Origin of the sequence: Blautia sp. 210820-DFI.6.14 (assembly GCF_020558815.1) — a bacterium.
GTDB lineage: Bacteria > Bacillota > Clostridia > Lachnospirales > Lachnospiraceae > Blautia_A > Blautia_A obeum.
In genome coordinates this window covers 64,559-81,160 of the sequence record NZ_JAJCKS010000008.1, presented here as the reverse complement: position 1 = coordinate 81,160, position 16,602 = coordinate 64,559, and the positions used below count along the sequence as shown (strand labels likewise).

Genomic DNA, 16,602 nt, shown 5'->3' with positions numbered 1-16,602 from the left:
AAACGCAATATCATATAAGAACAGAAAGAGGAATAATAATGGCAAAATATACATTAATGAAAACGGAGGGCCGTGCGAAGCGTGCTCAGTTTGAGACTGTCCATGGTACGATCCAGACCCCGGTATTCATGAACGTAGGAACGATCGGCGCAATAAAAGGTGCTGTTTCCACACAGGACCTTTATGATATTGGAACACAGGTGGAGCTGTCTAATACCTATCATTTGCATGTGCGTCCAGGTGACAAAGTAGTGAAGCAGCTTGGCGGACTTCACAAATTTATGAATTGGGAGCGCCCAATCCTTACTGACTCCGGCGGATTTCAGGTCTTTTCCCTTGCAAAACTCCGCAAGATCAAAGAAGAAGGTGTACATTTCCAGTCACATATTGACGGACACAAGATTTTTATGGGACCGGAAGAAAGCATGCAGATTCAGTCCAATCTCGGTTCTACCATAGCTATGGCATTTGATGAGTGCCCGAGCAGTGTGGCAGACAGAGATTATGTACAGAAATCCGTTGAGCGTACTACCCGCTGGCTTGCACGCTGCAAGACTGAAATGGCACGTCTCAACAGTCTGCCGGATACCATCAATAAAGAACAGCTTCTTTTTGGCATCAACCAGGGAGCTGTATACGAAGATATCCGTATTGAGCATGCAAGGGAAATTGCGAAGATGGATCTCGACGGTTATGCAGTTGGCGGATTGGCAGTCGGTGAAACACATGAGGAAATGTATCGTATCCTTGATGCAGTTGTACCATATCTTCCACAGGACAAACCAACCTACCTCATGGGAGTCGGAACACCGGCCAATATCCTTGAGGGTGTAGAACGTGGTATTGACTTTTTTGACTGTGTATATCCAAGCCGTAACGGACGTCATGGACATGTATACACCAATCATGGCAAAATGAATATGTTCAATGCGAAATATGAACTGGATACACGTCCGATCGAAGAAGGCTGTGGCTGTCCGGCATGCCGTCATTACAGCAGAGCTTATATCCGTCATCTTCTCAAAGCGAAAGAAATGCTTGGAATGCGTCTCTGTGTTCTGCACAATCTGTATTTCTACAATCATATGGTGGAAGAGATTCGTGATGCACTGGATGAAGGCAGATTTGCAGATTACAAAAAGATGCGTCTGGAAGGATTTGCAGCCGGAGAGCAGAAATAATAAAACAGTCTCTGAATTATAGACAGAAATAATACAAAATGCTGAAAAACACTTGAAGTAACAGGCATTTTTGTGTATGATAATGTATAGTGTTCCTGAAAAAGGAATGTAAGTCAGTAAACAGGAGGAATCTTAAATGAACGAAAGTACCGCAAGCATGGGTATGATGATTTTATGGATGGTTGTAATCTTTGGAGTTATGTACTTCCTGATGATCCGTCCGCAGAAGAAAGAGCAGAAGAGACTTCAGGCAATGCTCAACAGCATGGAAGTCGGTGACAGCATTGTTACCACAGGCGGCTTCTATGGAGTGATCATCGACATGACTGAAGAAGATGTGATCGTAGAATTCGGCAATAACAAGAACTGCCGTATCCCAATGAGAAAACAGGCTATTGCAGAAGTGGAGAAGGCAGAGCAGGCATCCGCATAACTGCAAATAAGAAAGTAAGTGCTGCGTCAGATGCAGCACTTCTTTTTTTGGAAGATTTTATTTAAGGAAATGTGCTTATATCAATCTTATATCAATACGTTCTAACTTTTACGTAGTAAAGGGTTGAAAAGTATAAAAAAGTGCGTTATTATAATAACAATATTCGCAACGAAAGGACTCTGCTTAAGTTTCGTGTGATGCAGAGAGAGGAAATGAAGAAATGGAATACAAGATCGCATTGATTCCGGGAGATGGAATTGGACCGGAAATCGTCAGTGAAGCAAAAAAGGTTCTTGATAAAGTATGTGAAAAATATCATCATACATTTACTTATTCAGAGGTGCTCCTCGGTGGAGCTTCTATCGACGTTCACGGTGTCCCGCTCACAGATGAGGCAATTGCCACTGCAAAAGCTTCAGATGCAGTTCTGATGGGCTCCATCGGAGGTGACGCAAAGACATCTCCATGGTACAAACTGGAACCATCCAAACGTCCGGAGGCAGGACTTCTTGCGATTCGTAAGGCATTAAATCTCTTTGCAAACCTTCGTCCGGCATATCTTTATAAGGAACTGGAAGAAGCATGCCCGATCAAGAAAGAAGTGATCGGAGAGAACGGATTTGACATGATCATTGTTCGTGAACTGACTGGTGGTCTTTACTTTGGAGAAAGAAAAACAATCGAAGAAAACGGAGTAAAGAAAGCAATCGATACACTTTCCTATAATGAAAATGAAATTCGCCGTATTGCAATCAAAGCTTTTGACATTGCAATGAAGAGAAGAAAAAAAGTCACAAGTGTAGACAAAGCAAACGTTCTGGATTCTTCCAGACTCTGGAGAAAAGTTGTAGAAGAAGTTGCAAAGGACTATCCGGAAGTCACACTGGAGCATATGCTGGTTGATAACTGTGCAATGCAGCTGGTGCATGATCCGGCACAGTTTGATGTTATCCTGACAGAGAATATGTTCGGTGATATTTTGTCTGATGAAGCAAGTATGGTAACAGGTTCTATCGGAATGCTTTCTTCTGCAAGTCTTAACGAGACGAAATTCGGTCTGTATGAGCCAAGTCATGGATCTGCACCGGACATCGCAGGACAGAATAAAGCAAACCCGATCGCAACAATCCTTTCAGCAGCAATGCTGCTTCGTTATTCTCTGAATCTTGATGAAGAAGCAGATGCAGTAGAAGTAGCCGTACAGAAGGTACTGACAGACGGATACCGCACCGGTGATATTATGTCTGAAGGCTGCAAAAAAGTCGGAACAAAAGAAATGGGGGATCTGATCGCAGCAGCAGTATAATTGCTTTGTACAGAACAATCCGTAAGTATCGTACAGATTAAGTAAAGAGGAGATAAGAAAATGAGAAGTGACGCAGTAAAAACAGGCTCACAACAGGCACCTCATCGTTCCCTGTTTAATGCCCTTGGATTAACAAAAGAAGAAATGGAACGTCCGTTAGTCGGAATCGTAAGTTCTTATAATGAGATCGTACCTGGACATATGAATCTGGACAAGATCGTAGCAGCTGTAAAACAGGGTGTTGCAATGGCTGGTGGTACACCAATCGTATTCCCGGCAATCGCTGTTTGTGACGGTATTGCAATGGGACATGTCGGAATGAAATATTCTCTGGTAACAAGAGATCTGATCGCAGATTCTACAGAAGCAATGGCAATGGCACATCAGTTTGATGCACTGGTCATGGTTCCGAACTGTGACAAAAACGTACCTGGACTTCTGATGGCAGCTGCCAGAATCAATGTTCCTACTGTATTTGTAAGTGGCGGTCCAATGATGGCAGGTCATATCCATGGACACAAGACAAGTCTTTCCAGTATGTTTGAAGCTGTCGGATCCTATGCAGCAGGCAAGATTTCAGAAGAAGAACTGACAGAATTTGAGAACAAAACATGTCCTACATGTGGATCTTGTTCCGGTATGTACACTGCAAACTCCATGAACTGCCTGACTGAGGTCCTCGGTATGGGACTTCGTGGAAACGGAACCATTCCGGCGGTATATTCCGAACGTATCCGTCTTGCAAAACATGCAGGTATGCAGGTTATGGAAATGTACCGCAGAAACATCCGTCCGAGAGATATCATGACAAAAGAAGCAATCCTGAATGCACTGACTGTAGATATGGCACTTGGATGCTCTACCAACAGTATGCTTCATCTTCCGGCAATTGCGCATGAAGTGGGAATGGATTTTGATATCAGCTTTGCAAATGAGATCAGTGAAAAAACCCCGAATCTCTGTCATCTTGCACCGGCAGGCCCGACATATATGGAAGACCTGAATGAAGCAGGCGGTGTTTATGCAGTAATGAATGAACTGAATAAGAAGGGCCTTCTTCATACAGAATGCATGACTGTAACAGGAAAAACAGTAGGCGAAAATATTAAAAACTGTGTAAATCTCAATCCGGAAGTTATCCGTCCAATCGACAATCCATACAGTCAGACAGGTGGACTTGCAGTACTGAAAGGAAATATCGCACCAGATGGTGGCGTTGTAAAACGTTCCGCAGTTGTAGAAGAAATGATGGTTCATGAGGGACCTGCGAGAGTGTTTGACAGCGAAGACGATGCGATCAAAGCTATCAAAGGTGGTAAGATCGTAGCCGGAGATGTGGTTGTTATCCGTTATGAAGGACCAAAAGGCGGCCCGGGAATGAGAGAGATGCTGAATCCTACTTCTGCAATTGCTGGTATGGGACTTGGTTCATCGGTTGCTCTGATCACAGACGGACGTTTCAGTGGTGCATCCAGAGGTGCCTCTATTGGACATGTCTCACCAGAAGCAGCTGTAGGTGGTCCGATTGCCCTGATCGAAGAAGGAGATATCATCAGTATCAATATTCCGGAACTGAAACTGGAAGTCAAAGTTTCTGATGAAGAGATGGCAGCAAGAAAAGCAAAATGGCAGCCGCGTGAACCAAAGATCACAACCGGATATCTTGCAAGATATGCTGCAATGGTTACCTCAGGCAACAGAGGAGCAATCCTTGAAGTGCCAAAAGCAAAATAAGAGAAAAGTGATTATTTGATAAACATTAGGAGGAAATACGATGCAGCTTACAGGTGCAGAGATCATCATTGAATGCCTGAAAGAACAGAAGGTAGATACTGTTTTTGGCTATCCGGGTGGAGCAATCCTTAACGTTTATGATGCTCTCTATAAACATAGTGATGAGATTCAGCATATTCTGACATCTCATGAACAGGGTGCTTCTCATGCGGCAGACGGTTATGCCCGTGCTACTGGAAAAGTCGGGGTATGCCTGGCAACTTCAGGACCTGGGGCTACGAATCTGGTTACAGGTATTGCTACAGCTTATATGGATTCCGTTCCGGTTGTGGCAATCACGGCGAATGTTGGCAAACCACTTCTTGGAAGAGATTCTTTCCAGGAAGTAGATATTGCAGGAATCGTTATGCCGATTACAAAACACAGCTTTATTGTAAAAGACATCACAATGCTGGCAGACACACTCCGCAAGGCATTTTACATTGCCAAGAGCGGACGTCCGGGTCCGGTACTGGTTGATGTGACAAAAGATGTGACAGCAGCTACTTATGAATATTCCGTACGCCGTCCGGCTACGATCAATCGTGAAGTTGAAACGATTCGTAAGGAAGATCTTGAAACTGCTGCACAGATGATCGAAGAAGCAAAGAAACCATATATTTTCGTCGGTGGTGGTTCTGTTATTTCCGGTGCTTCCAAAGAAATCAGTGAGCTGGCACATAAGATCCAGGCACCGGTTTGCGACAGTCTTATGGGAAAAGGTGCTTTTTCAGGGGAAGATCCACTGTATACCGGAATGCTTGGTATGCATGGAACAAAGACTTCCGACCTTGGTGTAACTCAGTGTGACCTGTTGATCGTATTAGGTGCACGCTTCAGCGACCGTGTTACAGGAAATGCAAAGACATTTGCGAAACAGGCAAAGATCCTGCAGATTGATGTGGATGCGGCCGAAATTAATAAGAATGTTTTGGTAGATGTGTCAGTAATCGGAGATGTAAGAGAAGTTCTTCGCAGACTTCTTGAAATGATCCCGGAAGAACAGCATCCGGAATGGATCGAACATATTCAGGAGATGAAAGCAAAATATCCTCTGACTTATGATCATTCCCAGCTTACCGGACCATATATTATAGAGAAACTCTATGAAATCACTAAAGGTGACGCAATTATTTCAACAGATGTCGGTCAGCATCAGATGTGGTCAGCGCAGTACTTCAAGTACAAAGAACCACGTACATTCCTGACTTCCGGTGGTCTCGGAACAATGGGATACGGACTTGGAGCTGCGATTGGTGCAAAGATGGGGAGACCGGACAAAACAGTTGTCAACATTGCCGGCGATGGCTGTTTCAGAATGAACATGAATGAAATCGCGACAGCAGTACGCTGCCATAAACAGCTTTTACAGATTGTTATGAACAATCATGTGCTGGGTATGGTACGTCAGTGGCAGACCTTATTCTATGACCACAGATATTCACACACCGTTCTTGACGATGCCGTGGATTTTGTGAAAATATCTGAGGGCATGGGAGCGAAAGCATTCCGTGTCACGAAGATGGAAGAAGTAGAGCCGGCGATCCGTAAGGCACTGGCTATGGACGAACCTGTAGTACTGGATTGCTGGATCGATCAGGATCTCAGTGTATTTCCTATGGTACCTGCAGGCGCAAGTCTGAATGAAGTTTTTGATGAGGAGGATATGAAGAACAATGAGCAGAGTGTATAATTTTTCTGCAGGACCGGCTGTACTGCCGGAACCTGTGCTGAAAGAAGTAGCAGACGAGATGATGGATTACCAGGGAACTGGAATGTCCGTCATGGAGATGAGCCACAGAAGCCCGGAGTTTCAGAAGATCATTGATGATGCAGAGCAGGATCTCAGAGATCTGATGAAGATACCGGACAATTACAAGGTATTATTCCTTCAGGGCGGTGCTTCTCAGCAGTTTGCCATGATTCCAATGAACCTGATGAAAAACAGAGTTGCTGACTATATTGTTACCGGTCAGTGGGCAAAAAAAGCATATCAGGAAGCACAGAAGTATGGAAAGGTAAATAAGATTGCATCTTCTGAGGACAAAACTTTCTCTTATATTCCGGATTGCAGCGACCTTCCGATCAGCCCGGATGCAGATTATGTATACATTTGTGAAAATAATACAATTTACGGAACAAAATTCAAAACACTTCCGAATACAAAAGGCAAAACTCTGGTAGCAGATGTTTCCTCCTGTTTCTTATCTGAGCCTGTAGATGTAAGTAAATATGGCATTATCTACGGCGGTGTTCAGAAAAATATCGGACCTGCAGGCATGGTTATTGCAATCATTCGTGAGGATCTTATTACAGAGGATGTTCTTCCGGGAACACCAACCATGCTTACATACAAAACACATGCAGATGCAGGATCTCTCTACAATACTCCGAATGCTTACTGCATTTATGTATGCGGCAAAGTTTTCAAATGGCTCAAAGCGATGGGCGGACTGGAAGAAATGCAGAAGAGAAATATCGAGAAAGCAAAGATCCTTTATGATTATCTGGATCAGAGCAAACTCTTCAAAGGTACTGTAGAGCCAAATTCCCGTTCTCTGATGAATGTTCCTTTTGTAACAGGTGACAAAGATATGGATGCCAAATTTGTAAAAGAAGCAAAAGCAGCAGGTCTTGTAAACCTTAAAGGCCACAGAACAGTTGGTGGTATGCGTGCAAGTATCTACAATGCTATGCCAAAAGAAGGCGTCGAAGCGCTTGTTGCATTCATGAAAAAATTCGAGGAGGAAAATGTATAATGTTCCAGTATAAATGCCTCAACCCTATATCCCAGACAGGCCTTGGCCTGTTTGGTGAGGAGTACAAACAGACAGAAGAATTAAATGATGCCGATGCAGTTCTGGTAAGAAGTGCAAAGATGCATGATATGGAGCTTCCTGAGAACGTTAAGGTTATTGCCCGTGCAGGCGCAGGTGTTAATAATATTCCGGTTGAGCAGTGTGCAGAAAATGGTATCGTGGTATTTAATACTCCAGGTGCCAATGCAAATGGTGTGAAAGAGCTTGTTCTTGCCGGCATGCTTCTGGCTTCCCGTGATATCGTTGGAGGTATCGAATGGGTTGCTCATGAAGAGGACAAAGAACATATCGACAAACTGGCTGAAAAACAGAAAAAGCAGTTTGCCGGATGTGAGATCAGTGGAAAGAAACTTGGTATCATCGGTCTTGGTGCGATTGGAGCTATGGTTGCAAATTCTGCAACACATCTTGGCATGGAAGTTTACGGATATGACCCGTTTATTTCCATCGATGCAGCGTGGAATCTGTCAAGAACCATCAAACACAGCAAATCTCTGGATGAAATCTACAGCCAGTGTGATTATATCACGATCCATGTACCGCTGACAGATAATACGCGTAAGATGATCGACAAAGAAGCTTTCACAAAGATGAAAGAGGGTGTCGTTCTTCTGAATTTTGCAAGAGACCTTCTTGTTGATGAAGAAGCTTTGATCGAAGCTCTTGACAGTGGTAAGGTTAAGAAATATGTAACAGACTTTGCAAATCCGCTTGTGGCTGGAAGACCAGGAATCCTCGTTACACCACATCTTGGTGCATCCACAGCGGAATCTGAAGAAAACTGTGCAGTAATGGCTGTAAAAGAAGTCAGAGATTTCCTTGAAAACGGAAATATCAAAAACTCTGTAAACTTCCCAAACTGTGACATGGGAACATGTATAGCAGTTGGACGTATTACCATCTGTCACAAAAACATCCCGAATATGATCAGTCAGTTTACCAAGATCCTTGGAAGTGAAGGATTGAATATTGCAGATATGACAAATAAGAGTCGTGGAAGCTATGCATATACGATCATTGATCTGGAAAGTGCAGCATCTAAAGAAGCACTTGATGAATTAAAAGCAATTGAAGGTGTATCTAAGGTTCGCGTGATCAAATAAAAATCGAAAAAAGTCCCGGATGATTCAGATAAAATCGTCCGGGACCTTTTGTATATTCAGTTAGAAAAGTTTTGAAAAATTATTTGCGGCTTTCAATAAAAGCTTCGACTTCTTCGCGGGTTGGCATAACGCGAAGTGCACCCTTTCGTGTGGTAATGAGAGATGCAGCAGCATTTGCAAAAGTAAGAAGTTCTTTCAGATTTTCTTCTGTGAGATCATTGAGGCCGTGGTCAAGTACATAATTTAAAGTACTTGCACAGAAAGTATCTCCGGCACCGGTAGTCTCTATTGTATTTTCCTGAAGGAATGGAGCTGCTTCTACTCGCATATTTTTATAGTATGCACGGCTTCCATCCTTACCCAGTGTGATAAGGATGAGCGGAATGTTGTATTTCTCCTGGATCATAGCAGCACCTTTATCATAATCTGTTGTACCACACATGAATTCTACTTCATTATCGGAGATTTTGAGAACATCACATTTGGACATGCCGTATTCAATCTCAGCTTTGGCATCATCCAGGGATTTCCAGAGAGGTGGACGCAGGTTAGGGTCAAAGGTAATGATACATCCGGCTTCTTTGGCAAGTTCAATCGCATGGCGGGTAGCTTCACGTACACCTTCGTGAGTAGAAGAGAGTGTTCCGAAATGGAAGATGCGGGAGGATTCAATCAGTTCCTTCTGAACTTCGTCTTTAGTGAGCATCATATCTGCACCTGGATCTCGATAGAAAGAAAAATCACGGTCACCATCCGGATATGTATGAACAAAGGCAAGAGTGGTATGATATTTTTCGTCCAGAATCAGATTGCGTGTGTCGATACCGACCTCTTCAACCGCTGATTTTAACTGATTTCCGAACATATCTTTGCCGACTTTGCCGATAAAAGCAGTTCTTTTTCCAAGACGTTCCAGCATGGCAAGAACATTACATGGGGCTCCACCCGGATTGGCTTCCATAAGAGGGTTGCCCTGGGAACTGAAACCGTTTTCAGTGAAGTCAATAAGAAGCTCGCCAAGAGCTGTTACATCAAATTGTCTTTTTTCCATATCAATAAAGACCTCCTTGTTTCATATGTTCTTTGATATATTCAATTTATCGTAGAGAACTCTTTTTGTCAAACTAATTTCGGTATATTCTTTATTTTTATACAAAAAAATGATAAACTAAAACAAAGGAATGCAATTTGAGAATTGTATTTCAGAATGGAGGCATGAATTATGGAAAGCAAAGTATATAAATATATGGACTGGCCGGAGATTGAAGCAGTTGTTTATGCAGAAGAAGCATCGCCGAAAGATCTGATGGCGCCTCGGCTTACTGCAGATGGTATTCTGATCCAGGGATTTTTTCCGGATGCAGAGAAGGCAGAAGTTCTTGTAGATAAAAAGGCATATGAGATGGAGAAACAGGATGATGCCGGTTACTTTGCGGCAATGATTCCGGGAAGAAAGATCCCGGCATATCAGTATCGCATTACCAGAGGAAAAGAAACCAGGACATTTGCGGATCCTTATGCATTTCCGGGACAGATTACAGAAGCAGAAGAAAAAGCTTTCTGTGCAGGTGTTTTTTATCATGCATATGAGAAGCTTGGGGCTCATCCGATGGAAATTAATGGTGTGGAAGGAACTGCATTCGCAGTCTGGGCACCAAATGCACTCCGTGTCAGCGTAGTAGGCAATTTTAATAACTGGGATGGTCGCTGCCATATGATGCATCGTATGCCTATGTCTGGTATTTTTGAATTGTTTATTCCAGGTGTGAAAGCCGGTGAAATCTATAAATATGAAATAAAACTAAAAGGCGGTGCAGTACAGCTTAAATCGGATCCATATGCTGCCTGTACGGAGGTTCCTCCGGCATCGGCCTCTGTTGTTACAGATCTTCGTGGGTTTAAATGGGATGATGAAGCCTGGATGAAAGATCGTGAAAGATTCAGCGATCGTAAACAGCCGATTTCTATTTATGAGACCAGTCTTTCCAAATGGAAAAATGCTGCCGAGCTTGTTAAATATCTTAAAAATCTGAAATATACACATGTGGAACTTCATCCGGTAATGGAATATCTTGATGATGAAGCTGGAGAATACAGTACATTTGCATATTATGCACCAGATCGCAGATTTGGAACACCGGCAGATTTTCAGAAGTTAATAAATGAACTTCATAAAGAAAATATTGGTGTGATCCTGGATTGGACACCTTCGCATTTTCCAAGAACTGAGGGTGGATTAGAACAGTTTGATGGAACACCTTTATATGAAAATCCGGATCCATCAATGGCTATTCATCCGATGTGGGGAACTCTTTTATTCAATTTTGAAAGTCCGATGGTCAAAGATTTTCTTCTGGCAAATGCTTTTTACTGGCTGGAATTCTATCATGCAGATGGTTTAAGACTGGATGATGTGGATTCTATGCTGTATCTTGACTTTGGCAGAGAATATGGACAGTGGAGACCAAATATTTATGGAACCAATGAAAATCTTGCAGCTGTAGAATTGCTGAAACATCTTAATTCTATTTTGGCAAAGAAGCTTCCAGGAACGATTACGATCGCGCAGGAAGATGGTCTTTGGTCAGAACTTACTGGAAGTGTTGAGGATGACAATATTGGTTTCTCTTATAAATGGAATAACAACTGGGCTGGAGATTTTCTGAATTACCTTTCCAAAGATCCGATCGAGCGTCAGTATGTACATGATCAGTTGACACTTTCTATGCTGTACACTTACTGCGAACACTTTGTTCTTCCGCTTGGAAGCAGAGAAACCGGTGATCAGAAGAGTTTTATGGCAAAACTTCCAGGTGATGAGTTACAGAAACTGAGCCAGATCCGGGCTGCATATTCCTACATGATGCTGCATCCAGGCTGCAAAATGATGGCACCGGACAAAGAGCTTACGGATGGAATGAAGAGATTTATCCACGATTTGAATGAGATGTATGTCTCTCAGCCGGCATTGTCACTCATGGATAATGATTATGAAGGATTTGAATGGATCCAGCTTATGAAATATGAAGAAAATGTCCTGACATTCCTTCGCAAAACAGAAAACCCTGAAGAAACACTTCTTGCGGTATGTAATTTTGCTGCAGTTCCATATGAGAATTATCAGATGGGTGTTCCATTCTACGGAAAATACAAAGAGATCTTCAACAGTGACCGCAAAGAATATGGCGGACAGGGAATAGTAAACGTAAGGGCAAAAACCTGCAAACGGGCAGATTGTGATGAAAGAGAATATTCTGTTACCTTTAAGCTTCCTGCACTGGGTGTGGCTGTTTTTTCCTGCACACCGGGCAAAAAGCCGGAGAAACTGGCAGTAGCAGCGAAGAAACCGACAACTGCCAAAAAGACCGCCCGCAAGACAGCACCGAAGAAGGAAAGTGCAAAAAAGGTTGCTGCAGAAAAAGTAGCTGTAAAGAAAACAGTAGCGAAGAAAACCGGTGAAAAAAAGACCGTTTCCAGAAAAACAGTAAAAAAAGATATTGCAGTATAATAGAAATGCCGTCAGAATAGAATCTGGCGGCATTTTTGGGCAAAAAAAGAAAGCTGAAAATGGGACTCGAACCCACGACCCCTTCATTACGAGTGAAGTGCTCTACCAACTGAGCTATTTCAGCTTGTGTTCAGACACAAAATATATTATAGCGTATTTTTGATAAAATGCAAGAAAAATTTTGTTTTCCCCTGCATTATTTTCAGTACTTGCAATGAGTGAGATTTATGTTATGATATGAGAATATGAATATAGTATTTGTATAACGCGTTAACTTGTTAAAGTGCCATTCTGTCAAGTTGTCTGAATGAAGCAGATAACATCCAGAAGTGGCAGAGGGAGATGAGTTTTATGATAGATGAAACCGGACAGCGTATTTTGCGGCTGATTGATGTACATAAAGATCAGATCATTGCATTTGCTGAGGATATTGCAGCGCATCCGGAACCTGGATATGAAGAATTTCGTACAGCCGGGAAGACTGCAGAAGTTCTGAAGAATTTAGGATATAAAGTGACAGAACATCTTGCCCGTACCGGTGTGAAGGGAACGAAAAGTATAAAAGAAGGTCCTTCCCTGACTGTGATCGGAGAACTGGATGCGATTGGATGTCATTCCCATCCCAATGCGAATCCGGTAACAGGCGTGGCACATGCCTGCGGTCATCATGCACAGATGGCGGCAATGATCGGATGTGCGATCGCAATGGCAGATCCGGATGTGCAGAAATGTCTTGCGGGAACTGTGAATTTTCTTGCAGTTCCTGCAGAGGAGTACATTGATGCAGACAAACGTGCCAGATTAAAAAAAGAAGGCATTGAGTTCTGTTGCGGTAAAAGCGAGATGATTCGCACAGGTGTCTTCGACGATACGGACATTGCGTTAACGACGCATGTGCATATGGTTCCTGTTGAAGAAGATTTTTATCTTGGGAATCCGGCCTGTAATGGCTACAGTGCAGAGCGTGTTACGGTGCGGGGAAAGGCTGCACATGGAGCTATTGACCCATGGAATGGTGTCAATGCTTTAAGTATAACGACAAGTGCAATTCAAATGATGGGACTGATGCGTGAGACTTTCCGTGAAGAAGATCATGTTCGACTTCATAATGTGATCCGGAAGGCCGGCGATGTGATCAACAGTGTGCCAGACGAGGCAATTGTTGAGACGAAGGTTCGTGCAGCATCGCTTGACAAGATTTGTGAGATTACAGATATGGTAAATCGTGCGTATGCCGGTTCAGCCTATGCTTTTGGTGGAAAAATAGAAATGGAGAAGCTTCAGGGTTATATGCCGATCATCCCGAGAGCAGCAGATAACGCACTGATCGAGGCGGCGGATGATCTTGGACTGAATTATCGTACAGTACAGAAAGGTGATTTTAATAATGCCTGCACGGATGTAGGAGATCTCAGCCATCTTGTTCCGGTTGTGAATTTTACATTCAAGGGTTTTGAAGGAAAACTTCATGGGGCAGATTTCAAGATCACAGATCCGGAAAAAGCCTATATTTTACCGGCGAAGCTTCTGGCACTGACTGTATATAAACTTCTTAAGAATGGCGGACAGGAAGCAAAAAAGATTACAAAAAGCTATACACCAGTATTCAATAAGGAAAGTTACATTCAGTATGTGAAGAATACGATAGAATAAAATGTAAGGAATTGCTGAATGCAGGAATACAATAAAACAGCAGGAGGAAAGACAAAAGACAAATGGCAGAAAAATGTTTGGAATTAAAAGATATCAGGAAGTCGTTTTCAAAAGATGAAGTGGTTCTGAAGGAAATCAGTCTCTCTATCGACAAGGGGGAGTTTATTACACTTCTGGGTTCCTCGGGATGTGGAAAGACGACAACTCTGCGTATCATAGCAGGTCTGGAGACACCGGATTCCGGCAAGGTATATCTGGAGGGAAAAGATGTCACAGCACTGGCACCGGAAGCACGTGATGTAAATACAGTATTTCAGAATTATGCGTTATTTCCACATATGACAGTGGCGGATAACATTGGATATGGACTGAAATTAAAAAAGATACCAAAAGCAGAGATTAAAAAACGAGTATCTGAGATGCTGGAACTGGTACAGCTTCCAGGATACGAGAAGAGAAAGCCGTCAGAACTTTCCGGTGGACAGAGACAGCGTGTGGCAATTGCCCGTTCGCTGGTCAATAATCCGAAGGTGCTGCTTCTGGATGAGCCGTTGGGAGCACTGGATCTGCAGCTGCGCCGTGCCATGCAGCTTGAACTGAAGAGGTTACAGAAAAAGCTTGGAATTACTTTTATTTATATTACGCATGACCAGGAAGAGGCAATTAACATGTCCGACCGTATTGCTGTCATGAATAAAGGAACCTTTGAACAGATTGGGACACCGGATGAGATCTATAATCATCCAAAAACCAGTTATGTGGCGACTTTTGTTGGAAATGCCAATATTTTAAAAGGTACTGCGCAGGAAACAGAAGCAGATATTCTCAAAGTTTCACTTGCAGGCAGTATTGTTTCTGCTGTGGCAGAATGCAAAAAAATTGCTCCGGGTACACCAGTGACGCTGGCTGTCCGCAGTGAGAATATGATTTTTGATGAGACCTGCCAGAGTGGTATGGAAGCGGTTGTTGTTGAAAAAAGTTTTGCAGGCGGACTTCTTCGTGTTGTGTTGAAGCTTGCAGATGGAACAGAAGTTATTGCAAACAGACATGGAATTGATGCCGGTGTGCAGCCGGGACAGAAAGTTACCTGTCATTTTGATGCTGAGAATGCGGTTCTGGTTGATCTACCGTCTGAGACAGAAAGCGGGGCGGCAGTATGAAGAAACATAAATCCGGCTCTGTCTGGATGATCCTGCCGTTGTATATCTTTACGATCATTTTTGTTGCAGGCCCGCTGCTTTATATGGTGGCATTAAGCTTTGCACAGCCAAAAGCAGGTCATGGTGTGGAGTGGGTATTTACACTCGCAAATTATAAAAAAATTCTTGATCCGGTCTATATGAAAACATTCACCGGTTCTTTCCAGCTTGCTGTGACCAGTACGATCATTATCTGTCTGATCGGTTATCCGTTTGGCTACTTTATGGCGAAGCTTTCTGAACAGTGGAAAAAACGTGCTATGATCTTTCTGATGCTGCCGTTCTGGGTCAATTCCTTGATTCGTCTGTATGGCTGGATGATCATTTTACAGACAAAGGGGCTTCTGAATCATGCCCTTAAGAGCCTTGGACTGATCGAGAAACCTTTGCGTATCTTGTACAGCTATCCGGCAATCGTGATCGGTATGACTTATGTGCTTCTTCCATTTATGATCCTGTCTGTATATTCCAGCGCAGAAAAATTGGACTGGTCACTGGTGGAAGCGGCAAGAGATCTTGGAGCAAGCCCCTTTAAAGCTTTCTGGACGGTTTCTTTTAAACTGACACTGCCGGGGCTGTTATCCGGTGTGATTCTGACATTTATTCCGTCCATGGGTTTGTTCTTTATTGCTGATATTCTTGGTGGAAATAAGATCGTTCTCGTCGGCAGCCTGATCCAGGAACAGATGACAAAAGGAAACAACTGGCCGTTTGCAGCGGCGCTGGCAGTTGTCCTGATGATCCTTACAACACTGATGATCATGCTGTATCGAAAAGTAACAAATGCAAAAGAATTGGAGGGTGTGGGATGAAAAAAAAGAATTCAAAGCTCTCCGGGTTTTATCTTGGACTGATTTTTGTACTGATGTATCTGCCGATTGCGGTAGTTATCGTATTTTCCTTTAATGAATCAAAACTTCCTGTTCGATTTACAGGATTTTCACTGAAATGGTATCAGGAGCTGATTCATGATGATGCCATGCTGGAAGCGCTGGGAAACAGCCTTTTTCTGGGTGTGGTGAGCTGCCTGGTATCTGCTGTGATCGGCACCCTGGGTGCAGTAGGACTTTCCAGGATCCACTGGAAGACAAAAGGGATTCTGGAATATATTTCTATTTTACCGCTGATGATCCCTGAGATCATCCTTGGTATGGTACTGATGGCATTTTTCTATATGATGAATCTGCCATTTGGTATGCTGACATTACTGATCGGTCATACCGTTTTCTGTGTGCCATATATACTGATGGAAGTCAAGGCACGACTGGCGGGCATGGATCCGTCGCTTGAGGAAGCAGCGAGAGACCTCGGAGCCGGTCCCTTCCGGGCATTCTGGGACATCATCTTACCGCTGATCATGCCGGCGGTGTTGTCCGGATCCCTTCTGGCGTTTGCAATGTCCATGGACGATGTCGTCATCAGTATCTTTATCAACGGACCACGTCTGGCAACTTTGCCGATTAAGGTCTATACCCAGATCAAGACCGGTGTTACGCCGGAGGTCAATGCTCTCTGCACGATCATGCTGGTGTTTACGCTGTTGATCCTTCTGGTTTATAACCTGATCGGAAAGCTGACAAAACATAGAACTAAATAATCAGGACCAAAAAAGTCAAAAATAGCAAAA

Annotated in this window: 13 protein-coding genes and 1 tRNA gene; 12 read left to right on the top strand and 2 right to left on the bottom strand. The window is 43.2% G+C overall.

The annotated features are described in order from the left end of the window. Positions 1-38 precede the first annotated feature (38 nt). From tgt to LI112_RS08455, 7 genes are all read left to right on the top strand, one after another. The gene (gene tgt / locus LI112_RS08485) at positions 39-1,181 is read left to right on the top strand and encodes a tRNA guanosine(34) transglycosylase Tgt (protein ID WP_227190542.1); all 1,143 of its coding nucleotides are present in this window, start codon (positions 39-41) and stop codon (positions 1,179-1,181) included. A 136-nt stretch (positions 1,182-1,317) separates the two neighbouring features. Next, positions 1,318-1,614, top strand: a complete 297-nt coding sequence (yajC, locus tag LI112_RS08480; RefSeq protein ID WP_005422177.1) for a preprotein translocase subunit YajC — start codon at positions 1,318-1,320, stop codon at positions 1,612-1,614. A 220-nt stretch (positions 1,615-1,834) separates the two neighbouring features. Then, positions 1,835-2,920, top strand: a complete 1,086-nt coding sequence (leuB, locus tag LI112_RS08475) for a 3-isopropylmalate dehydrogenase (RefSeq protein ID WP_227190540.1) — start codon at positions 1,835-1,837, stop codon at positions 2,918-2,920. Positions 2,921-2,980: 60 nt separating this feature from the next. After that, a complete protein-coding gene (gene ilvD / locus LI112_RS08470; RefSeq protein WP_055055146.1) occupies positions 2,981-4,654 on the top strand; it encodes a dihydroxy-acid dehydratase in 1,674 nt (557 codons plus the stop codon). A gap of 40 nt (positions 4,655-4,694) precedes the next feature. Further along, complete coding sequence (gene ilvB / locus LI112_RS08465; RefSeq protein WP_117591454.1) at positions 4,695-6,386, top strand: biosynthetic-type acetolactate synthase large subunit; 1,692 nt, start codon at positions 4,695-4,697, stop codon at positions 6,384-6,386. Then, positions 6,370-7,452 (top strand): 3-phosphoserine/phosphohydroxythreonine transaminase, encoded by a 1,083-nt coding sequence (gene serC / locus LI112_RS08460; RefSeq protein WP_005422182.1) that lies wholly within the window; start codon positions 6,370-6,372, stop codon positions 7,450-7,452. The genes ilvB and serC overlap by 17 nt, the downstream gene beginning before the upstream one ends. Beyond that, on the top strand, positions 7,452-8,615 hold the full coding sequence (locus LI112_RS08455) for a phosphoglycerate dehydrogenase (RefSeq protein ID WP_005422183.1): 1,164 nt from the start codon (positions 7,452-7,454) through the stop codon (positions 8,613-8,615). The genes serC and LI112_RS08455 overlap by 1 nt, the downstream gene beginning before the upstream one ends. Positions 8,616-8,694: 79 nt before the next feature. On the opposite strand, the gene LI112_RS08450 is transcribed toward LI112_RS08455, so the two are convergent. Beyond that, positions 8,695-9,666, bottom strand: a complete 972-nt coding sequence (locus LI112_RS08450) for a carbohydrate kinase (RefSeq protein ID WP_227190538.1) — start codon at positions 9,664-9,666, stop codon at positions 8,695-8,697. Between the two features lie 171 nt (positions 9,667-9,837). Between LI112_RS08450 and glgB the strand changes: the two genes are divergently transcribed. After that, positions 9,838-12,123, top strand: coding sequence for a 1,4-alpha-glucan branching enzyme (glgB, locus tag LI112_RS08445; protein ID WP_227190536.1), 2,286 nt, complete (start codon positions 9,838-9,840; stop codon positions 12,121-12,123). Between the two features lie 51 nt (positions 12,124-12,174). Here glgB and LI112_RS08440 read toward each other — a convergent pair. Further along, positions 12,175-12,247: transfer RNA gene (locus LI112_RS08440), tRNA-Thr, on the bottom strand. A 227-nt stretch (positions 12,248-12,474) separates the two neighbouring features. Here LI112_RS08440 and LI112_RS08435 point away from each other — a divergent pair. The 4 genes from LI112_RS08435 to LI112_RS08420 all read left to right on the top strand — a co-directional run bounded on the left by LI112_RS08435 (position 12,475) and on the right by LI112_RS08420 (position 16,572). Beyond that, positions 12,475-13,776 (top strand): amidohydrolase, encoded by a 1,302-nt coding sequence (locus LI112_RS08435; RefSeq protein ID WP_022388047.1) that lies wholly within the window; start codon positions 12,475-12,477, stop codon positions 13,774-13,776. 62 nt (positions 13,777-13,838) lie between these two features. Beyond that, entirely contained in the window at positions 13,839-14,936 is a 1,098-nt protein-coding gene (locus LI112_RS08430) for an ABC transporter ATP-binding protein (protein WP_227190534.1), read from the top strand. Further along, positions 14,933-15,787, top strand: a complete 855-nt coding sequence (locus tag LI112_RS08425; protein WP_022388045.1) for an ABC transporter permease — start codon at positions 14,933-14,935, stop codon at positions 15,785-15,787. Before LI112_RS08430 ends, LI112_RS08425 begins: the two co-directional genes overlap by 4 nt. Continuing rightward, complete coding sequence (locus LI112_RS08420) at positions 15,784-16,572, top strand: ABC transporter permease (RefSeq protein WP_022388044.1); 789 nt, start codon at positions 15,784-15,786, stop codon at positions 16,570-16,572. The genes LI112_RS08425 and LI112_RS08420 overlap by 4 nt, the downstream gene beginning before the upstream one ends. Positions 16,573-16,602: the final 30 nt, after the last annotated feature.

Excerpts from the sequence above, each read along its gene's own strand:
- ilvB (WP_117591454.1), top strand. The coding sequence starts at position 4,695 with ATGCAGCTTACAGGTGCAGAGATCATCATTGAATGCCTGAAAGAACAG.
- LI112_RS08455 (WP_005422183.1), top strand. The coding sequence starts at position 7,452 with ATGTTCCAGTATAAATGCCTCAACCCTATATCCCAGACAGGCCTTGGC.
- glgB (WP_227190536.1), top strand. The coding sequence starts at position 9,838 with ATGGAAAGCAAAGTATATAAATATATGGACTGGCCGGAGATTGAAGCA.
- LI112_RS08425 (WP_022388045.1), top strand. The coding sequence starts at position 14,933 with ATGAAGAAACATAAATCCGGCTCTGTCTGGATGATCCTGCCGTTGTAT.
- LI112_RS08435 (WP_022388047.1), top strand. The coding sequence starts at position 12,475 with ATGATAGATGAAACCGGACAGCGTATTTTGCGGCTGATTGATGTACAT.
- LI112_RS08430 (WP_227190534.1), top strand. The coding sequence starts at position 13,839 with ATGGCAGAAAAATGTTTGGAATTAAAAGATATCAGGAAGTCGTTTTCA.
- LI112_RS08450 (WP_227190538.1), bottom strand. The coding sequence starts at position 9,666 with ATGGAAAAAAGACAATTTGATGTAACAGCTCTTGGCGAGCTTCTTATT.
- ilvD (WP_055055146.1), top strand. The coding sequence starts at position 2,981 with ATGAGAAGTGACGCAGTAAAAACAGGCTCACAACAGGCACCTCATCGT.
- tgt (WP_227190542.1), top strand. The coding sequence starts at position 39 with ATGGCAAAATATACATTAATGAAAACGGAGGGCCGTGCGAAGCGTGCT.
- yajC (WP_005422177.1), top strand. The coding sequence starts at position 1,318 with ATGAACGAAAGTACCGCAAGCATGGGTATGATGATTTTATGGATGGTT.
- serC (WP_005422182.1), top strand. The coding sequence starts at position 6,370 with ATGAGCAGAGTGTATAATTTTTCTGCAGGACCGGCTGTACTGCCGGAA.
- LI112_RS08420 (WP_022388044.1), top strand. The coding sequence starts at position 15,784 with ATGAAAAAAAAGAATTCAAAGCTCTCCGGGTTTTATCTTGGACTGATT.
- leuB (WP_227190540.1), top strand. The coding sequence starts at position 1,835 with ATGGAATACAAGATCGCATTGATTCCGGGAGATGGAATTGGACCGGAA.